Here is a 19,729-nt window from a genome sequence, read left to right on the forward strand (position 1 = left end):
GACCATGACCCATCCGATCGCATCCCGCCGCACCTTCCTGAAACTGTCCGCCGCGCTGGCCGGCACCGCGCTGCTGCCCGAAGCGGGCGCGTTCGCGGCCGGCGGCGACGCCGCGCGCCGCACGGTGATCATCGATACCGACCCGGGGCAGGACGACGCCATCGCGATCCTGCTCGCGCTGGGCGCGCAGGACCGGCTCGACGTGCGCGCGCTGACGGCCGTTGCGGGCAACGTGCCGCTCGACCTGACCGAACGCAATGCACGAATCATCCGCGACTGGGCCGGTCGCACGAAGACGCTGCCGGTCTACGCGGGCTGCCCGCGTCCGCTCGTGCGCGACCTCGTGACGGCTGCGAACGTGCACGGCAAGACAGGGCTCGAAGGCGTCGAATTGCACGAGCCGCGCGCGCCGCTTGCTGCCGGTCACGCCGTGTCGTACCTCGTCGACATGCTGAGCCGCGCGGCGCCGAACAGCGTGACGCTGTGCGCGCTCGGCCCGCTGACGAACATCGCGACCGCGCTGGTCGAAGCGCCGCAGATTCGCGGCGCGCTGCGCGAGATCGTGCTGATGGGGGGCGCGTTCTTCGAGCGCGGCAACATCACGCCGGCTGCCGAGTTCAACATCTACGTCGATCCGCAGGCGGCCGAAGTCGTGTTCGGCAGCGGCGTGCCGGTCGTCGTGCTGCCGCGCGACGTCGCGGTGAAGGCGCCGATCACGCCGGCGCGCGTTGCGCCGTTCCGTGCACTCGGCAACCGTTGCGGCGCGATCGTCGCGGACATCATGGATGCCGAGCTTGCATACAACAAGAAGCGGCGCGGCGTCGAAGATGCGCCGATGTACGACCCGACGGCCGTCGGCTATCTCGTCGACCCGACACTGTTCGGCGGGCGGAAGGTGAACGTGGTGGTCGAGACGGCCGGGCAGTGGACGCTTGGCGAGACGATCGTCGACTGGAACGGCCGCAGCGGCCGCGCGGCGAACGCGACGTGGATCAACGAGGTCGACGCGGACCGTTTCTACGCGACGCTCGTCGAGCGCATCGCGACGCTGCCCTGAGCGCGGGCCATTGCAACGCAATCGGGATCAGATGTGTTTCGCAATCCACTCGCGGCACGCGCGCACGTGCGGGCCGCGATCGTCGGCGGCGAGCGAGATCAGCGAGATCGCGCGCGTGACGCGCGGTTTGTCGACGCGCAGCGCGACGAGTTCGGGATCGTGCAGATGCATCGTGTAGAGGCTCGGCAGCACGGCGGTCGCGAGGCCGTTGCGCGCCAGCGCGTAGAGCGGCTCGGTGTACTCCATCCGGTACGTGACGTTCAGGCGCAGCTTTTCGGCGCCGCCGGTGCGATGCAGCGATTCGCTGACGCTGCCGCGCACGAATACCGCGAGCTCGCGATCGACGAGCTTCGCCCACGTGACGCTCTTCGCGCGGGCGAGCGGATCGTCATGCCGCACGACGATCACGATCTCGTCCTCGAACAACTGCTGGTAGCGCAGCGTGCCGTCGTCGCTGTCGGGTTCGCGCACGCCGATGCCGAGATCCGCGACGCCGTCGCGCACGGCTTCGACGAGCGCGCTGTTCGGCAAATCGGTGAGCGTGAAGCGCAGCGTCGGGTGCGTGCCGCGCAGTGCGTTGAGCGCGGGCAGCAGGCGGCCCGCGACCGACGGGATGAACGCGATGCGCACGGTCTGGATGCGTTCGCCGATGAGCCGCGTCATGTCGTCGAAAGTGCCGCGCGCCTGGTTGAGCAGGCGTTCGGCGAGCGGCAGCACGGCTTCGCCCGCGGTGGTGAGCGTGAGGCGATGCGCGGTACGCGCGAACAGGCGCCCGCCGAGCAGGAATTCGATCTGGCGAATCGACGCGGTGAGCGCGGGCTGCGTGAGCGACAGCGCCTGCGCGGCCTGCGTGAAGCTGCGTGCGTGGGCAAGGACGACGAAGTGCTGGACCTGCCGCAGCGTGAGCGCGGGCAGCAGCGACGAGCGGTCGGACGACATCGGGCAATGACGGTCGGGATGCGGTACGCGGCAGTATAAGACCTGCGCCGCGGAAACCGGCACAGGACAATATTCGGAATCACAGGAGAACCACCATGTCAGCGACTGACACGATCCCGGCGCGCGCGCCGGCCAGCTGGCTCGAACGCCGCTTCGCGCTCGCCGCGCGCGGCACGAGCGTGCGCACCGAGACGATCGCGGGCGTCACGTCGTTCCTCGCGGCCGCGTATCTGCTCGTCGTGATCCCGTCGCTGCTCGCGACGGGCGGCATGGAGCGCGGCGCGGCAACGACCGCGACCATCATCGTGTTCGTGCTGTTCACGACGCTGATGGGGCTCTACGCGAACCTGCCGTTCCTCGTCGGCCCCGGCATCGGCGGCTCGGTGATCATCGGCGTGACGCTCGCGACGACGGAACACGTCGGCTGGCAGACGGGGCTCGGCATCGCATGCGTGTCGGGCGTGCTGTTCTTCCTGCTGACGATACTTGGCGCACGCGGCGTCGTCGTGCGGCTGATACCGGTGCAGATCAAGCTCGGGCTCGGCGCGTCGATCGGGCTGTTCGTCACGATGCTCGGGCTGCGCAATGCGGGCATGGTCGTCGCGAACGCGAAGACCAACGCGTTCGCACTCGGCGACTTCTCGCGGCCGGGTGCGCTCGTCGCGCTGATCGGCCTCGCGGTGGCGATCGTGCTGCAGGCGCGCAAGGTGCCCGGCGCGATCCTGATCGCGATTCTCGTCGCAGCCGCGGCCGGCGTGCCGCTGGGCGTCACGCACCTGCCCGCGTCGTTCGTGTCGCTGCCGCACAGCATCGCGCCGATCGCGTTCAAGCTCGACATCCGCAGCGCACTGAGCCTCGCGGCCGCACCGTACCTGTTCGCGTTCTTCGCGGCGGAATTCTTCTCGACGCTCGGCACCGCGCTCGCGGTCGGCGCGAAGGCGAACCTGCTCGACGAACACGGCAACCTGCCGAACATCAACCGGCCGTTCCTCGTCGATTCGCTCGCCGCGACGCTCGGGCCCGTGTTCGGCATTCCCGCGCTGACCGCGCTGATCGAATCGGCGGCGGGCGTCGAGGCCGGTGGCCGCAGCGGACTGTCGTCGCTGGCCGCGGCCGTGCTGTTCGCCGCGATGCTGCTGTTCGTGCCGGTCGCGCTCGCGATCCCGAAAGAAGCGACCGCACCGGCGCTGATCCTGATCGGGCTGTCGATGTTCGCGACGATCCGCCATACGCATTTCGACGACTTCACCGACGCGCTGCCCGTGATGTCGATGGTGCTGCTCACGCTGATGTCGAACAGCTTCGGCACCGGCATTGCGGGCGGGCTGCTGTGCTACGTGCTCGTCAAGCTGCTGGCCGGCCGCTGGCGCGACGTGTCGTGGGGGCTCGTCGTGCTTGCGATTCCGCTCGGCTACTACTTCTGGACCGTCGTGAAGCCGCACTGAGAGACGGCTTTCGCGACGCAATGGCACCACCTGAAAGAGACTGACATGAAGGCAACACCAGGCAACGTCCCGGCCGCGCGCACGGGCATCGAGATCACGCCGGCCCATCGGGCGTTCTTCCACGCACTGCCGAAGGTCGAGCTGCATTGCCACCTGCTCGGCGCGGTGCGGCACGACACGTTCATCGCACTCGCGGAGCGCAGCGGCGCGCCGATCGAGCGCGCGGAGATCGACGCGTTCTACGCACGCGGCGAGAAACCGGTCGGCGTGCTGCACGTGCTGCGCGCGCTCGACAAATACCTGCTCACGCAGCCCGACGACCTGCGGCGGATCGCGTACGAGTATCTGGAGGATGCAGCCGCGCACAACGTTCGGCATGCGGAATTCTTCTGGAATCCGACGGGAACGGTGCGCGTATCGGGCATTGCGTATGCCGACGCGCAGGCCGCGATCGTCACCGCGATCCGCGATGCCGCGCGCGACTTCGGGATCGGCGCGCGCCTGATTCCGAGCATCGACCGTGAGCAGGATCCCGACGAAGCCGTTGCGATCGTCGAGTGGATGAAGGCGAATCGCGCGGACGAAGTCGCAGGGCTCGGCATCGACTATCGCGAGAACGACCGGCCGCCGGAACTGTTCTGGAAGGCGTACCGCAATGCGCGCGCGGCCGGCTTCCGCACGACCGCGCATGCGGGCGAGTTCGGGATGCCGTGGCGCAACGTCGAGACGGCCGTCGACCTGCTGCAGGTCGATCGCGTCGATCACGGCTATACGATCGTCGACAACCCCGAGCTGTGCGCACGCTATGCGGAGCGCGGGATCGTCTTCACCGTCGTGCCGACGAATTCGTACTACCTGCGCACGCTGCCGCCGGAGCAATGGGCGGAACTGCATCCGATGCGCAGGATGCCGGGGCTCGGGTTGAAGATCCATCCGAACACCGACGATCCGACGCTGCACAAGGTCAATCCGAGCGAAGCGTGGGAACTGATGTTCAGCCACTTCGGCTTCGCCGTGGCCGAGCTGAAACAGTTCATGCTGAACGGGATCGACGGCGCATGGGCCGACGAGGCGGCGAAGGCGGCGTGGCGTGCGGCATGGTCGCCGGAGTTCGACAGGCTGGCTGATACGCTCGCGGCGGGCTGAGCGCGACTGCGCGTGCATTCCGGCCGGTCGCTCGACCGGTCGGCGCTTCGTTCACACGGCTCCGGGCCGTGCACGGCCGCAACAGGGTGCCGCGCACGCGTCCTGTCGTCTCTCCGCACCGCACCGCGCTGCGCGTGTCAGGCTGGCATACCTCGATCGCATTCGCTATATTGGCGTCCGGCAGCGCCCGAGCGTGTCGCTGCCGCCGCGCGCGCCCGCGCCGGCATTCCGACAATAATTCGAATCTGAGAGGCTTTACGTGCGCATCCCCGTCTTCTGTCTGATGTTGTTCATCTCGCTGTCCGCGCGAGCCGGCAGTGCCTGCGATGGGCTGCTGGGCGACTACGCGCCGGCCGCCGGCAAGCCCGCGACCCTGCGGGTGGAGAAGGCGGGCGACGGCTTCGTGCTGCGCGCGCGTGACGCCGGCCGCTGGAGTGCCGAAACGGCCCCGGCGCGCGTGGCGGAGCTCGATATGGACGGTCCGGAGAAGCCGCCTGCCGACGCGTGCGTGCTCGACGTGCCGGGCGGCGAACTGATCAGGATGCCGATCGGCTCGCCCTATCAGGTCACGTCGATCACGGGCAGCAACTTCACGACGAAGCATTCGACCACCGGTGTCCTGCTGCTGATGACACAAGGCTTCCAGGTCGACGGCATCGAACTGTATCGGGTCGCGCGCAGCGGCGATTCGCCGACGGCGCCGTGAAGGCGGTTACCGCGCGCTGACGGCGCGCGGACCGGCGGGTTGCTGCACACGACGACACGACAACGAGGCGATTCCTTCCGATGGGCAATCGAGCATGGCTCTATCTCCAGCCAGGTGACGGAGACGACGCGCGGACGGTCGAGTTCGCGGAATCCAACAATCACTTTCCGCTGCTGTGGCGCGTGCTGCTCGCCGACGGCGGCGCGGGCGACGCGATTACCGATCAGCGCGTGTTCGGCGACGCGGGCACGCCGAATCTTTCCAGCGACGCGCGCGCCGCACATGCGCGCATCAGCCGGCTCGCGGCGTTCGTCACCGCGTATCCGCTGCCGGGCGACGATCCGGCGCTCGCGCGCCAGTTCGATGCGCTCGTGCGCCATCTCGGCGAGTCGATCGATGCGATCGGCGATGCGCATGGTGCGCCGCGTTTTTCCGCGAATCTCGACGAGTTATCGTGGCTCGACGGCGGCGATCCGGACGACTTCATCGACGCGGAACGCGACAACTGCACGCGCCTGTGGTGGCAGGTCGCGAACTGCATGGACTTTCGCGACGTGCGCGGCGTGCGCGGTGCGCTCGAGATCGATACACCCGCGGACTGGGGCGACTGGGCGTGGGGCTTCGGGTTCGGCGGTGTATCGCATCACTATTTCCAGCGCCAGAATCCGCCGCGCGGCGTGACGTTCGCCGAGATGTTCGACGCCGGCGAACTGCACGGCAACTGGCTCGATCACGACACGTTCAGCTTTCGCGGGCGCAACGGACTGTGGGGCGTGCGGCGCGAAACCGACGATGCGTGGGACGTGATCGTGCCGCCCGAGTGGACGAACCTGTGGGCGAGCGGCGCTCGCGACGACCGGCTGCTGTGGGCCGCGCGCGACGGGAAGGTCGGTTTGCTGCTCGCCGATGGCGACGGCGACGAGACGCGGATCGTGCGCGAACCGGCGTTCGACGCCGTGTGGGATTTCAGCGGTGACGTCGCATGCGTACGCGTGGGCGAGCGGTTCGGGCTCGTGCGCACGGACGGCACGTGGGTGCTCGAACCGACCCTCGACAATTTCGGCGAATTCTCCGGCGACCTGGCGTCCGCGAGCGTGGACGGCCGCTGGGGCTTCGTCGATACGCAGGGCGCGTGGGTGATTCCGCCGCGTTTCGACGATACGCACGAGTTCGTGAACGACACCGCCGTCGCGGCATGCGAAGGCGAGCGCTGGGGGCTGGTCGGCCGCGACGGGCAATGGCTGACGAAACCCGAATGGGCGTCGCTCGAATGGTCGTCCGAGTGCGGCGCGTTTCTCGCGCAGCGAGACGACGATCACGTCGGCCTCGTCGATCTGAACGGTCGCACGGTCGTCGAGCCGCGTTACGCGGAAATCGCGAAGCTCGACGACACGCCGACGGAGCGCGTGGCAGACCTCGGCGCGATCCGCCATATCGTGCGGCGCGACGACGGGCGTTGCGCGGTCGTCGACGGGCACGGCCGCGCGTTGGTGCCGTTCGATTTCGTGAACCTCGGCGCACTGTCGTGGTTGTCCGACGACGAAGCGGTGCCGGGCGCGCTGTCCAAGCGTTACGCGCTCGGCGTCCTGCCGGGCGAGCCGGTGCAACTGGCGATTTGCGATCTCGATACGGGGGCGACGATCGCGCAAGGGCCGTACGACATCGTGTCCGGCCTGTACTGGGGAGCCGATCGCGGCTGGCTGGGATGGGTGCAGGACGAAGACGGCGACGACGTGCACGCGACGATATTGCGTGCGGACGGCACCGTCCTGCATCCGGCCCGTTACGTGCGGATCGGCGACGGCGCGCTGTTCGACGGTACGGCGCAGGCATTCCTGATGCCGTGGTATGTCCGCCGCATTGCGATCGCGCAGAACTGGCGCAACGGCGAGCCGGTCGCGGCTTTGCGCGACGACGGCGTACCCGTCTGGCTGTACGCGGACGGGCACGTGTCGACGGCGCGCCGGTAAGACGGGCCGCCGGCGTGACCGGCCGGCGGTACCGCGATCAGCGAAAGAACCGCAGCCAGTCGAACAGGCCCGAATGCTGCGCGCGCCGCTTTGGCGCCGGCGCGCTGCGCGGCCGGAAGTCGGGCGAGAACTGCACGTGCGAATCGATCGCCCGCGCGCGCAGCGCCGCGTCGTAGAACGAGCCGACGATCGGCAGCGCGCTGTGCGCGCCCGCGCCCCAGTAGTCGCTGCGCAGCGTCACGCTGCCGTCGTCGAAGCCGACCCATGCGCCGGCCACGAGCTGCGGATGCATCAGGACGAACCAGCCGTCCGTGTTGTCCTGCGTCGTGCCGGTCTTGCCGGCAACGTCGATCCGGATTCCGTAGCGCGAGCGAATGTCGGCGCCGGTGCCGTAATCGACGACGCCGCGCATCACGTCGACGAGCGTCTGCGCCGCGGCTGCCGGCAGCGCGCGTTCGGGCGGCGCGCTGCCGAACGCGGCGAGCACCTTGCCGTCGCGGTCCTCGATGCGCGTGATCATCTGCGGCGCGACGTACACGCCGCGGTTCGCGATCGTGCCGTACGCGGACACCATTTCCTTCAGCGTGACGGGGCTCGTGCCGAGCGCGAGCGACGGCACCGCGTCGAGCGGGCTGTCGCGCACGCCCATCGCGCGCGCAAGCTGCGCGACCTTCGCGGCGCCTTCGTGCTGCATGACTTGCGCGGTGATGCGGTTGCGCGACAGCGCGAGCGCGTCGCGCAGCGTCATCGGCTCGCCGGTCGGCGGCTCCGCATCGGTCGGATGCCACACGGCGCGGCCGCCGATCGGAATGGCGACGGGGCGGTCGACGAACGTATCGTCCGGCCGCATGCCGTCCGCGAACGCGGCGCCATAGACGAACGGCTTGAACGTCGAACCCGGCTGGCGGCGCGCCTGCGTGACGTGGTCGAACGGCTCGCTGCCGAAATCGGGACTGCCGACCCATGCGCGGATCGCGCCGTTGCGCGGATCGATCGCGACGAAGCCGGCCTGTACCTGGGTCTTGCGCTCGCACAGCGCGCGCATGAACGCGCGGTTTGCGCCGAGCTGCTTCAGCGCCGGCACATCGGCAACGCCCGCGTCGCGTGCCTGGCGATATTCGGGCGTCTGCCGGATGAAGCCGCGGAACAGATCGTTGCGCAGCCCGCAGCCGGACGGCCCGCGCCACGCGCTGTCGGCGATCGACTGCAGCCGTTCGGTCTGCCGCGTCAGTGCCTGCGTGGCCATGTCCTGCAACTGCGCGTCGAGCGTGGTGCCCACGACGAGCCCATCGGCATAGAGATCGTAGTTGTTGCGGTCGGCCCACGCGATCAGCCACTTGCGCAGCTGGACCGCGAAGTGCGGCGCGAGGCTCGGCTGCGCCGTCTGCGGTTCGAAGTCGACGCGCAGCGGCTGGCGCTGCAGTTTCGCGAGCTGCTGCGGCGTGAGCATGCCCATCTGCGCCATCCGGCCGAGCACGATGTTGCGCCGCTGGACCGCGCGCTCCGGATTCAGCACCGGGTTGTAGTAGCTGTTGCCCTTCAGCATTCCGACGAGCGTGGCGCTTTCCGCGATGTCGAGCTGGTCCGCCGACTTGCCGAAGTAGGTACGCGCGGCCATCTCGACGCCGTACGCGTTGTACAGGAACGGCACCGTGTTCAGGTAGGTCTCGAGGATCTCGTCCTTGCTGTACACCGACTCGATCTTGAACGCGGTGATCAGCTCCTTCACCTTGCGCGTGAGCGTCGGCGCGCGGCCGACTTCGTCCGGATACAGGTTGCGTGCGAGCTGCTGCGTGATCGTCGAGCCGCCCTGACGGTCGCCCGAGAAGGTACGCAGCCCGGCCGCGAGCGTACGGCGCAAGTCGATGCCGTGGTGTGAATAGAAGCGGTGGTCTTCTGTCGCGATCAGCGCGTCGACCATGTGCGGCGAGATCTGCTTGAGCGGTACCCATTCGCGGTTGACGGGCCGGAACTCGGCGATCAGCTGGCCGTCGGCCGACAGCACGCGTGCGGGGCGGTCGATGCGCGCCTTGCGGATGTCGCCGATGCTCGGCGTGAACGGGACGAACGCAAGCAGGACCAGCAGGCCCAGCACCGGTATCGCGGCGAGCGTCAGCGCCACGCCGCGGCGCGTCGGATGGCGCAGGCGATGCAGCACGCCCGCGCACAGTGCGCTCAGACGCGCGCCGCCGGCGGCGGCGAGCGGTGCGACACGGGCGCGGCAACGGAGCCACGCGTCTCGGAGAAACGGCACGAAGCGATTCAAGGCGGCAGGAGCGCGGATGGAAGACGCGCGATCCTAGCAAACGGCGCATGCGCGCCGGCACCCGAAACGGCCGTTTGCTTGCAGGATTTACAGACGATTACGTTTGTTGCCCGCCGACAACCTTTTGTGATGCAGCCCGGCGCGATTCTGCTGACGAATCGTGGCCCGCCCGCCGGCGCTCGAAGCCGTCCGGTCAGCGCGGCACGGCGTCGCCGGCAGCCCTCGCGATACCCGGGAGGCCGGACGCAACGCGGTGGTCGGAGGAGATGTGCAATGGACCCGATAGATCCGGACAGGCCATCACGACGATTCAGGTTTTGAGCCGGGACAAATTGATGCAGGCAACGATGATCAGGATGCCGCCGACGATTGATCCAGTGTCCATCGATTCATGCCAGAAGATCCAGCCCCATGACGCATTGAAAACGATGCCGATGTAGCGTGTTACAGCGACGACGGATGCTTTTTCGTGTGTGAATGCTCTTGTGAGAAACAATTGCCCGAACAGCGAAACGCCTCCGAGTGCCAGCAAGAGGCCGTATTGGCGCGGCGTATCCGGCCAGACAAAATCTTTCCACATCAGCGGAACCGAAACGAGCGCCGCAATGGCAAGAAAGTAGAAAACAATCTCGTACGCGTGATGCCTGGCGCTGAGCTGGCGAATGGCGACGTGTGCGCCCCCCGCAAACACTGCACTCAACAGTCCGAGCCCTGCATAGATCGAGTAGCTCGAGTATTGGTAGGGCTTGATGATCAGGACGGCGCCGGCAAGGATGGCCGGGAGCAGCAACCACACTTGTCTGGGAATGTGCTCCTTCAGAAAGACGGCTGAGAGCAGGATGATGAAAACCGGGGAAAGGTGCGCGAGGATGCTTGCATCGGCGAGCGGAATGTGCGCGATTGCATAGAAGTAACAGACGAGATAGAACGCTCCGAGCAACCCGCGCACGATAAGCATCGACAGGTCGCTGTGGGAAAATGACACGTTGCCGCGTCGCATCAACAAGTACACGAGTGCCGCACCAATTGTGCCGCGAAAGAAACCGATTTCGGCCGGTGGCAGTGTCGCGCTGATTTCCTTTACCAGCGCATTCATGATGCTGAAGGTGAAGGAGGCCAGGACCGCTAGCAGGACTCCGCTTTTCCAAAGGTCGTTGACCATTGACGGTAGATCGTTGCCGCCTGTGCCTGTGTGCTCTCTTGAAGGATGGTCGGGTGACAATTGGCAACTCCTTTTTCGCTGATGAAGCGCTGTATGGCGGTCTCGTAATTGGATAGCAGTTCGCACGCGTGCGGCATCGGCAGGTCGAAGCATTGCCCGAGACAACGGATGAGGGACAACTTGCGATGATCCTCGAGCGGCACGCGCGGAATCTGCCACAGGCCGTCTGCGTCGAGATGGGCGCGGCGGAACGGAACTGCGGAGAAGTCGAAATATCGGCCGCGTTCGTCAGGCTGCGAAAATGGATCCACGAGCAGTGCGCTGTAGCGGACGAACAGGAGATACTCCTGGTGCAACTCGTCGAAGTCGGGAAAATGGGCGATCGCGTCCCGCTCGAGCATGACGTCGTCGACCGGATAGTTGTCGTCGTTGAGGAACTTGAGCAGGTTGACAGGCTGCGCGCCCATTCGCTCGAGCAACGTCGATATCTCTTTCCAGAGCCGGACCATGCTGCGCATGACTTGCGGTGTAATCGGCCCCTCCGGATGGAGCTTGTAGATGTAGCGGTCCGGTCCGTTTGAAAACAGGACATGCTCCAACGCCGGGGGGCAGAGGACGAGCGGACTGTGAACGTATGTCGTGATGCTGCGCGCTTCCGCTTCCAATGGCGAACGCATGATGACGACTTCGATGCCGTGGCGTTCCACGGCGCGCCGCACGGTATGCAAGGTCGCACATTCCCGATTCGCGGCAATGAAAATCCGGCGCTTGAATGCCTTGGTCGTGGCGGCGAGGGGCTGGGTGGCATCGAGAATTTTCGTGTCGCCGAAATAACTGGACAGGCAGATCACGTTGAACTGCCTGTTCGCCGGCAACGCGGCTTCCACCAGCAGCGCTGCCCCGAGGAACGGCGACATCAATACGATCGAGCGTACGCGCGTCAAGCGATCCCAGGGCAGTCCCTTGAGCACGTCCACATAGCAATCCGCCGGTGTGCAGAGAATCAATGTGTCCCACCGATCGTCGAGACAGTTTCCACCTTCATGGAAACTGTCGATCGGCATGCTGACAGGCTCGCTCAAGGCCCGTCCGCGCCCCTCCAGCGAAAGGGGCTGGCCCGCCGCGATTGCGTCGCGTATGAGACGGCTGCGCGCACCGGGACGGCTCATGAATCCCAGCATGCCGTCGGACACGCTGCGAAGATCGAACGCAAACTGGATGGCTACGGCGCCCAGCCCGATGAAGAGAAAATCTTCGGCCGTATTGCAGTGGTCACGCATGGCAGGGCTTCTCGAGGACGATCGTATCGAACATCGAATGTACGATGGCTGGGCCAGCAACCTTCCAGCGGCGGAGGCAGGCCGGATCGATCGAGTAATTGAACAGTTCCTTGATGCCTGTCCCGTATCGCACCAGCACCTTCGCACGATCGTTCATCACTTTCCAGATTTGCTCGAGCACGGAAGCCTTGCCTTCTACGAGCGAGGCGACCATGAAATGCGTGGCATGCCGGGCAAAAGGAAGCGCGTCAACGGTGAGGCTCGTAAATTCCATGAGCCCGCCAAGGCCCTGCCGATTGGCGATTTGCAAACCAAGCAGCGTTGCCTCGTCGTCGATATCGACGCAGCACAGTTGGGCCCTGGTCTCGCGGGCGATCAACATCGCGGATGTGGGGAATGCGCCTGAGCCGATGAACAGGATGCGCGCCTGATCCGTAATGCCTACGCGACCTATTTCGGCACGAACCGACAACGCGAGCGAGTCGAGGTAAGGGCCAAGATCCGTGCCCTCGCGCAGCATCCGTTGGCACAGGTACTTTTCGAGGCTGCACAGAGCCGTGACGGCGGAGTCCCGCACCCTGTGGACCAGACTCGATTGCTCGACGTCGTTCCGTGCCGATACCCAGCCTGGCGGGTCCATTTCGTTTGCGATGAACTCGCTGAGTTCGTCGATCTTGCGTTTCAGAATCTCATAGCAGCCGTCGGCTTCTCTCGCGTACACGGTCAGGAGTCGAAGCTCACTTTCGAGTTGCCGAAGCATTTCCGTTTCGTCGATACATGTGCTCATGGGACCAGTCCTCGGGGAATCAGCATTGCCTGTCGATTCGACAAGCGCTCTCAGTCATGTCGACCGTGTTGGCCGATCTATATCGATAGTGGATACTTGACACGCAGATAATGCGTGATCAGATACTTTGTTCCCAATGCAGTTTTGACTTGCAGGTAGTCGCCATTGATATAGGTGATGTCGATGAATCCACGCCAACTCGAAGCTTTCCGGGCTGTCATGACGACCGGCACGACGACCCGCGCATCGGACCTGATGCACACGTCGCAATCGGCGATCAGCCGGCTCGTCAGCCAATTGGAAGCGACGTTACGCCTCAAGTTGTTTGACAGGGATGGAGCCCGGCTGCGCCCTACGCCGGAGGCCAAGGCGCTCTTGATCGAAGTCGATCGCATGTTCGCCGGGATGGACGTGATTCGGGAGCGGGCAACGAGTCTGCGGGAAGGGCGGAGCGGAATCCTGACGATTGCGAGTCTGCCCGCGCTGGGATACGGGCCGTTGCCCGCCTTGATCACGCAATTGCGATGCGACATGCCGGATCTGCTTATCCGCTACGAAATTTATTCGTCCCAGGAAGTACGCGAGCGTGTTTCGAGCGGGCAATGCGACGTAGGATTTGCCGCCGAACTGATCGACACGCATGGGTTAGTCGCCCGATCAATTGCAAGGCGGCGAGCGGTCCTTGCGGTGCCGACGGATCATGTCCTTGGACAACAATCCAGGGTGTCGCTGTTCGATCTGGTGGACTACCCGTTCATTGCGCTTTCGTCGAGGGATACGTCACGCCGCCAACTCGATGCATTGCTGGCGAATCGGGGCGAGAAACTCAATGTCGTCATCGAGGTCGCCTACGCGCTGACCGTTGCTTCCATGGTGTGTCACGGTGCAGGCATAGGGCTTGTTGATCCGCTTTCCGTCGAGATGTTCGACTGGCACGGCGTGAGATTCATCGAGGTCGACGAACCCATATGGTTCAACACCCTTGCGATTCACAACATGTCGACACCGCTTTCGGCGCCTGCCAGCAAGCTTCTGGCCTTGGCCGATGCGGCCTGGAATGGCGACGGACATGAGCACTGATCAAGCTTCCGCTGACGAAACCACTGCCGCGAGCCGTTGCGCGGCGGCCTCCATCTGCGCGCGGCCGAACCCGCCGAAGCCGAGCACGAGCCCCGGTCGTGCCGTGCCGGGCGCGAACATCGGCGACACCGCACGCACCGCGACGCCGGCCTGCGCGGCACGCGCGACCACGTCGAGATCGTCGATGCCGTCGGCAAGCCACAGCACGACGTGCATTCCCTGGTCGCCCGGCTGCACCCATGCGCGTTCGCGCGGCAGCCGCGCGCCGAGCGTGTCAATCAGCAGCGCGCGCTGTTCCGCGTACACACCGCGCACGCGGCGGATGTGGCGGTCGAGATGGCCTTCCGCGATGAACGCGGCGAGCACGTGCTGGTCCGCGGTCGGTGCGTGGCGATCCATCAGCACGCGTGCGCCGCAGAACGCGGGCACGAGATCGTCGGGTGCGATCACGTAGCCGAGCCGCAGCGACGGAAACAGGATCTTGCTGAACGTGCCGAGGTAGATCACGCGGTCGGGGTCGAGCCCCTGCAGCGACGGGAACGGGTAGCCCTCGTAGCGCAGCTCGCTGTCGTAGTCGTCTTCGACGACCCATGCGCCGTGCGCGCGCGCCCACGCGAGCAGCGCGTTGCGCCGCGCCATGCTCAGCGGCATGCCGAGCGGGTACTGGTGCGAAGGCGTGACGAACGCGGCGCGCGCATCCGGGGCGAGCCGCATGCCGGCGTCGACGTCGAGGCCGTCGGCATCGACCGGCACGCGCACCATCGCATCGCGCCGCCCGGTGCTTTCGAGCAGCGCGGTGATGCCGCGATAGGCGGGATTCTCGACCCATGCGCGGTCGTTGTCGCCGAGCAGCACCTGGCTCGCGAGATGCAGCCCCTGTTGCGTGCCGCTCGTGATCACGACCTGGCCGGCATCGCAGCGCACCGAGCGCGACCGGCGCACATAGTCGGCGATCGCTTCGCGCAGCGGCAACGCGCCCTGCGGATCGGCATAGCCGGACGGCGCGCCGGCGCCGCGGGCGCGCAGGCGGTTGCCGAGCCGGCGCCAGATGTCGTCGGGCGCGGTAAGGCCGACCGGCACCGAGATCGCGAACGGCATGGCCGGCAACGGGATGAATTCGCGGGCGATCCGCGCGAAGGTGGCGGCGGGTTCGGGCAACCCGGCGTGCGACGGGGGCTGGCGTCGCGTCGGCGGCTCGGGCGCGTCACCGGGCGGTGGTTCGGCGAGCGCGTTCGCGACCCGCGTGCCGGCGCCGCCGCGCGATTCGAGAAAACCTTCGGCAATGAGCTGCGCATACGCATCGACGACGGTGCCGCGCGCGACCTGCAGCGCTGCCGCCAGCAGCCGCGTGGACGGCAGCGTATCGCCCGGCCGAACGTCGCCGCGGCGCACGGCGTCGCGCAGCGCCTGCGCGAGCTGGCGGCTCAAGTCGCCGGCCGCGCGGTCGAGCGCGCCGAGCGACGGGATTTCGACGATCCGGGCCGTTCTTGCCATGATTCTGGTCTGCTGAAATTGTTCCAAACCGGCTCTACAGCATAAACCAGTTTGGGATCACAATCGGCGCATGACGGGCCCGCGCCCGCGCCATTTCCAACCCCGTACGACCGTGGAGCCGACATGTACGTCCCCGCCGATTTCAACGAGCCCAATCCCGACGCGCTGCGCGAGCTGATCGTGCAGCATCCGTTCGGCAGCCTGATCACGCACGGGAAAAGCGGGCTCGACGCGAACCACATTCCGTTCGAACTGCTGCCCGCTGACGGCGGGCTCGGCGAACTGCATGCGCACGTCGCCCGCGCGAATCCGGTCTGGCAGGACGTCGCGGACGGCGACGAGGTGCTCGTGATCTTCCGCGCCGGCGACGCGTACATCTCGCCGAACTGGTACCCGAGCAAGCACGTCGCGCACCGGCAGGTGCCGACGTGGAACTACGTGGTCGTGCATGCGCACGGCCGCATCACGGTGCGTGACGACGAGAAGTTCGTGCGCGGCGTGGTCGCGCGGCTCACGCGCACGCACGAGGCGTCGCAGCCGCTGCCGTGGAAGATGGGCGACGCGCCGAAGGACTACATCGACACGATGCTGCAGTCGATCGTCGGGCTGCAGATCGAGATCACGCGGCTCGTCGGCAAGCGCAAGCTCGGGCAGAACAAGGCCGAGGCCGATATCCGGGGCGCCGGCGAAGCGCTGGTCGCGGACGGCAACCTCGCGATCGGCGAGGCGATGCTCGCGGCGGCCGACGCGAAACGCGAGTGAGCGAGGGCACGCCGTGCGTGCCGGCGCGCACAGCGCCCGTACGCTGCAGGGGTCACTGCGTGCGCGTCGCGTCCTTCGCCGGTGTGCCCGCCTGCGCCTGCGCGAGCGCGCCGCGAATCGCGGCCTCGGTCTGGTCGTAGCCGCCTTCGCCATAGCGCGTATAGACGACCTTGCCGTTCGCATCGATCAGGTACAGCGCGGGCCAGTACTGGTTCCCGTACGCGCGCCACGTGTCGTAGCGATTGTCCTGCGCGACCGGGTACCGGATGCCGAAGCGCTTGATCGCGTCGGCGACGTTGCCCGCGTCGCGCTCGAACGGATATTCGGGCGTATGAACGCCGACCACGACGAGCCCCTGGTCGCGATACTTCCGGTCCCACTCCTTCACGAACGGAATCGTATGAATGCAGTTGATGCACGAGTACGTCCAGAAATCGACGAGCACGACCTTGCCGTGCAGCTGGCCGAGCGTCAGCGGCGCGCTGTTGTGCCAGCGGTCGATGCCGGTGAAATCGGGCGCGGGCATGCCGGCCTGCGAGGCCTGCATGCCCGCGTCGTCGCGGGTGCCGGCGAAGGCGGCGAGCCCGGCCGTGGCGGCGAGGGCGATGACGATGGCGGCGGTCTTGAGTCGGGGCAGCATGGCGTTCTCCTGATCGGGGGGCCGCTGCTCGGGGGCGCGGCCGGACGGGTTTCGACAGGCCCCATTAGGCTGCGTCGACGTATCTGCGATGTGTCCGGCCAGCCGCCCGTGTGCAATGTTGTGTGTCGTCGCGGCGGCGCGATACATTGGGATACAAACGCGTGCCTGCCTTGCGGTATAACAGCGGACATCGCCTGCCCGAACCACGACACCGACCACGACTCATGGACAAGATCGACCACGTGCTGATCGTCGACGACGATCGCGCGATTCGCGAACTGATCGCGGACTACCTGGAAAAGAACGGCATGCGCGTGTCGCTGGCCGCGAACGGTCGCGAGATGCGCAACGCGCTGGACGACGGCGCGCCCGACCTGATCGTGCTCGACCTGATGATGCCGGGCGAGGACGGCCTCACGCTGTGCCGCGACCTGCGCGCCGGCAAGTTTCGTACGGTGCCCGTGCTGATGCTGACCGCGCGCGGCGAGGAAACCGACCGCATCATCGGCCTCGAGATGGGCGCCGACGACTACCTGGCCAAGCCGTTCGCGGTGCGCGAGCTGCTCGCGCGGATCCGCTCGGTGCTGCGCCGCGCGCGCATGCTGCCGCCCGGCATGCAGGTGACGGAAACGGCCGGGATGCTCGCGTTCGGCGAATGGCGGCTCGACACGACGGGGCGCCACCTGCTCGATACCGAAGGCACGCTGGTCGCGCTGAGCGGCGCCGAATACCGGCTGCTGCGCGTGTTCCTCGACAATCCCCAGCGCGTGCTGACGCGCGACCAGTTGCTCAACCTCACGCAGGGGCGCCAGTCCGACCCGTTCGACCGCTCGATCGACCTGCTCGTGAGCCGGCTGCGCCAGCGCCTGCGCGACGGCGCGCGCGAACCGCGCTACATCAAGACGCTGCGCAACGAGGGCTACGTGTTCTCGTCGGCCGTGACCGCCGTCGACGGTACGCCATGAGCGCGCGCATGCCGTGGCACTGGCCGCGTTCGCTGTTCGCGCGGCTCGCGCTGATCCTGTGCGTGGGCCTCGCGCTCGCGCAGACGCTGTCGTTCTGGCTCACCGTGACCGAGCGCGACCAGGCGACCACCAACCTGATGATGGGCTACATCGAGCGCGAGGTCGCGAGTTCGGTCGCGCTGCTCGATCATCTGCCGCCGGCCGAGCGCGCCGCGTGGCTGCCGCGTCTCGCGCGGCGCAGCTATACGTTCATCCTCGGGCCCGGCGAGACCGGCACGCCGCCGGAAGCGCGGCTGTCGGCACGCGTCGAGCGCTCGATCTCGGACGGCATCGGCGGCGACTACCCGCTGACCGCGAACGCGATCCCCGGCGACCGCGAGCATCTGCAGGTGCATTTGCGCCTGACCGACGGATCGCCGCTGACGATCGACATCCATCCGATGTCGACAGTGCCGCTGTCGGGCTGGCTGCCGGTCGTGCTCGTGCTGCAGCTCGCGGTGCTGGCCGCATGCTGCTGGCTCGCGGTGCGGCTCGCGACGCGGCCGCTCAAGCAGCTCGCGCAGGCCGCCGATGCGCTCGGCCCCGACCTGAAGGGCGAGCGGCTGAACGAAGGCGGGCCGTCGGAAGTCGCGCGGGCCGCGCGGGCGTTCAACGCGATGCAGGACCGTATCGCGCAGTACATGGCCGAACGCATGCAGATCCTCGCATCGATCTCGCACGACCTGCAGACGCCGATCACGCGGATGCGGCTGCGCGTCGACGTGATGGACGACGACACGCAGGGCGCGAAGCTGCGCCAGGACCTGCTCGAGATGGAGCATCTGGTGAAGGAGGGCGTCGCGTACGCGCGGACGCTGCACGGCACCGAGGAAGCCGCGCGCCGCATCGATCTCGACGCGCTGCTCGACAGCATCGTGTGCGACTACATGGACGCGGGGCAGGACGTCGCGCTGCACAGCCGTGCGCCGCTCGCGCTCGTCACGCGGCCGAAGGCGCTGCGCCGCATCGTCGGCAACCTCGTCGACAACGCGCTGAAGTTCGCGGGTGCGGCCGAGATCGACGTGCGGGCCGCGCCGGACGGCGGCGCGGTGATTGCCGTGCTCGACCGCGGGCCCGGCATTCCGGCCGATCAGCTCGACGCCGTGTTCGAGCCGTTCCGGCGCGTGGAGACGTCGCGCAACCGCGATACGGGCGGCACGGGGCTGGGCCTGGCGATCGCGAAGCAGCTCGCGCTCGCGATGGGCGGCACGCTGACGCTGAACAACCGGCCCGACGGCGGCGGGCTGGAGGCGACGCTCACGCTGAGGAGCGCGGAGTGACGCGACGCGCGGGGGGGGCGGTTGCACGGCTTCAGGTTCATGCCGACGTGCAAGCCCAACCTGAAGCGCGCGATGTCACACGCGCTGCAGATGCGCGTCGACGAGCGGCGCGAGCGCTTGCGCATGCACGGCCGCGAGATCGTGCCGGCCGCCCGGCACGACATGCAACTGCGCATCGGGCAGCCGTTCGAGCAGGCGCCGGCCGGCCGCGACGGGGCTGATCGGATCGTCGTCGCCCCACAGCAGCAGCGTCGGCTGCGCGATGCGGCCGATCTCGTGCGAGAAGTCCGCGCGGAACGTCAGGAACCAGTCGGGCAACTGCGGGTTCGCTTCGGCGAAACCGGCCCGCCAGTCCTGCGCACCGAGCGTTGCCATGTCGAGGCCGCCGGACGTGACCGTCAGCACGAGGTGCGTGACGAGCCCGGGTTTGTCGAGCGCCGCGCGCATCGCGATCACGCCGCCCATCGATTGGGCGATCACGGCGGTCGGCCGGTCGATTTTATCGAGGACCTCACGCACGAGGCTGTCGAAATCGTCGACAGCCGGATCGCGCGGCGTGTCGCCGAAACCCGGATAGGCGACGATCCGCCGCTCGGCCGGATGCGTCAGCAGGTTGGCCAGCGGCTGCCAGAAGGCGGTGCTGCCCGATGCGCCGGGCAGGAAGAGCAGTTGCGACGGAACGGGCATGGCGAGTCGGTTCTCCTTCGAAAG

General features: G+C 67.2%; 17 protein-coding genes. 9 read left to right on the forward strand and 8 right to left on the reverse strand.

The genetic code is table 11. From position 1 onward, the window contains the following. Nucleotides 1–4 precede the first annotated feature (4 nt). The gene (locus U5798_RS31650) at nucleotides 5–1,057 is read left to right on the forward strand and encodes a nucleoside hydrolase (RefSeq protein ID WP_322084281.1); all 1,053 of its coding nucleotides are present in this window, start codon (nucleotides 5–7) and stop codon (nucleotides 1,055–1,057) included. Nucleotides 1,058–1,084: 27 nt separating this feature from the next. Here the strand turns inward: U5798_RS31650 and U5798_RS31655 are convergent, their stop codons facing one another. Further along, on the reverse strand, nucleotides 1,085–1,996 hold the full coding sequence (locus U5798_RS31655; protein ID WP_124456257.1) for a LysR family transcriptional regulator: 912 nt from the start codon (nucleotides 1,994–1,996) through the stop codon (nucleotides 1,085–1,087). 95 nt (nucleotides 1,997–2,091) lie between these two features. Between U5798_RS31655 and U5798_RS31660 the strand changes: the two genes are divergently transcribed. The 4 genes from U5798_RS31660 (at nucleotide 2,092) to U5798_RS31675 (ending at nucleotide 7,263) form a co-directional block, all read left to right on the forward strand. Beyond that, nucleotides 2,092–3,441 carry an NCS2 family permease gene (locus U5798_RS31660; protein WP_124456256.1) on the forward strand — a complete coding sequence of 450 codons (1,350 nt, stop codon included), beginning with the start codon at nucleotides 2,092–2,094 and terminating at the stop codon, nucleotides 3,439–3,441. Between the two features lie 45 nt (nucleotides 3,442–3,486). Beyond that, nucleotides 3,487–4,587: an adenosine deaminase gene (gene add / locus U5798_RS31665; RefSeq protein ID WP_322084282.1), complete on the forward strand. Its 1,101-nt coding sequence runs from the start codon at nucleotides 3,487–3,489 to the stop codon at nucleotides 4,585–4,587. A gap of 259 nt (nucleotides 4,588–4,846) precedes the next feature. Further along, nucleotides 4,847–5,293: a hypothetical protein gene (locus U5798_RS31670; RefSeq protein ID WP_322084283.1), complete on the forward strand. Its 447-nt coding sequence runs from the start codon at nucleotides 4,847–4,849 to the stop codon at nucleotides 5,291–5,293. A gap of 80 nt (nucleotides 5,294–5,373) precedes the next feature. Next, the gene (locus U5798_RS31675) at nucleotides 5,374–7,263 is read left to right on the forward strand and encodes a WG repeat-containing protein (RefSeq protein WP_322084284.1); all 1,890 of its coding nucleotides are present in this window, start codon (nucleotides 5,374–5,376) and stop codon (nucleotides 7,261–7,263) included. Between the two features lie 37 nt (nucleotides 7,264–7,300). On the opposite strand, the gene U5798_RS31680 is transcribed toward U5798_RS31675, so the two are convergent. The 4 genes from U5798_RS31680 to U5798_RS31695 all read right to left on the reverse strand — a co-directional run bounded on the left by U5798_RS31680 (nucleotide 7,301) and on the right by U5798_RS31695 (nucleotide 12,758). Then, on the reverse strand, nucleotides 7,301–9,529 hold the full coding sequence (locus U5798_RS31680) for a penicillin-binding protein 1A (RefSeq protein ID WP_322084285.1): 2,229 nt from the start codon (nucleotides 9,527–9,529) through the stop codon (nucleotides 7,301–7,303). Nucleotides 9,530–9,839: 310 nt separating this feature from the next. After that, a complete protein-coding gene (locus U5798_RS31685) occupies nucleotides 9,840–10,691 on the reverse strand; it encodes a DMT family transporter (RefSeq protein WP_322084286.1) in 852 nt (283 codons plus the stop codon). Beyond that, entirely contained in the window at nucleotides 10,655–11,971 is a 1,317-nt protein-coding gene (locus U5798_RS31690; RefSeq protein WP_322084287.1) for an opine metallophore biosynthesis dehydrogenase, read from the reverse strand. The genes U5798_RS31685 and U5798_RS31690 overlap by 37 nt, the downstream gene beginning before the upstream one ends. Further along, the gene (locus U5798_RS31695; RefSeq protein ID WP_322084288.1) at nucleotides 11,964–12,758 is read right to left on the reverse strand and encodes a nicotianamine synthase family protein; all 795 of its coding nucleotides are present in this window, start codon (nucleotides 12,756–12,758) and stop codon (nucleotides 11,964–11,966) included. The genes U5798_RS31690 and U5798_RS31695 overlap by 8 nt, the downstream gene beginning before the upstream one ends. A gap of 183 nt (nucleotides 12,759–12,941) precedes the next feature. On the opposite strand from U5798_RS31695, the gene U5798_RS31700 reads away from it, so the two are divergent. Next, the gene (locus U5798_RS31700; protein ID WP_322084289.1) at nucleotides 12,942–13,838 is read left to right on the forward strand and encodes a LysR family transcriptional regulator; all 897 of its coding nucleotides are present in this window, start codon (nucleotides 12,942–12,944) and stop codon (nucleotides 13,836–13,838) included. On the opposite strand, the gene U5798_RS31705 is transcribed toward U5798_RS31700, so the two are convergent. Continuing rightward, on the reverse strand, nucleotides 13,839–15,332 hold the full coding sequence (locus tag U5798_RS31705; RefSeq protein WP_322084290.1) for a PLP-dependent aminotransferase family protein: 1,494 nt from the start codon (nucleotides 15,330–15,332) through the stop codon (nucleotides 13,839–13,841). Between the two features lie 123 nt (nucleotides 15,333–15,455). Here U5798_RS31705 and U5798_RS31710 point away from each other — a divergent pair, with 123 nt between their 5' ends. Further along, a complete protein-coding gene (locus U5798_RS31710; protein ID WP_124456251.1) occupies nucleotides 15,456–16,094 on the forward strand; it encodes an FMN-binding negative transcriptional regulator in 639 nt (212 codons plus the stop codon). A gap of 52 nt (nucleotides 16,095–16,146) precedes the next feature. On the opposite strand, the gene U5798_RS31715 is transcribed toward U5798_RS31710, so the two are convergent. Continuing rightward, nucleotides 16,147–16,734, reverse strand: coding sequence for a thioredoxin family protein (locus U5798_RS31715; RefSeq protein ID WP_322084291.1), 588 nt, complete (start codon nucleotides 16,732–16,734; stop codon nucleotides 16,147–16,149). A gap of 224 nt (nucleotides 16,735–16,958) precedes the next feature. Here U5798_RS31715 and U5798_RS31720 point away from each other — a divergent pair, with 224 nt between their 5' ends. Further along, nucleotides 16,959–17,699, forward strand: coding sequence for a response regulator (locus U5798_RS31720; protein WP_124456249.1), 741 nt, complete (start codon nucleotides 16,959–16,961; stop codon nucleotides 17,697–17,699). Further along, entirely contained in the window at nucleotides 17,696–19,018 is a 1,323-nt protein-coding gene (locus U5798_RS31725; protein WP_322084292.1) for an ATP-binding protein, read from the forward strand. The genes U5798_RS31720 and U5798_RS31725 overlap by 4 nt, the downstream gene beginning before the upstream one ends. Nucleotides 19,019–19,093: 75 nt before the next feature. Here the strand turns inward: U5798_RS31725 and U5798_RS31730 are convergent, their stop codons facing one another. After that, the gene (locus U5798_RS31730; RefSeq protein ID WP_124456247.1) at nucleotides 19,094–19,705 is read right to left on the reverse strand and encodes an alpha/beta fold hydrolase; all 612 of its coding nucleotides are present in this window, start codon (nucleotides 19,703–19,705) and stop codon (nucleotides 19,094–19,096) included. Between the last annotated feature and the right edge of the window lie 24 nt (nucleotides 19,706–19,729).

This window comes from Burkholderia sp. BCC1972 (assembly GCF_905339605.1).
Taxonomy (GTDB): Bacteria; Pseudomonadota; Gammaproteobacteria; order Burkholderiales; family Burkholderiaceae; genus Burkholderia.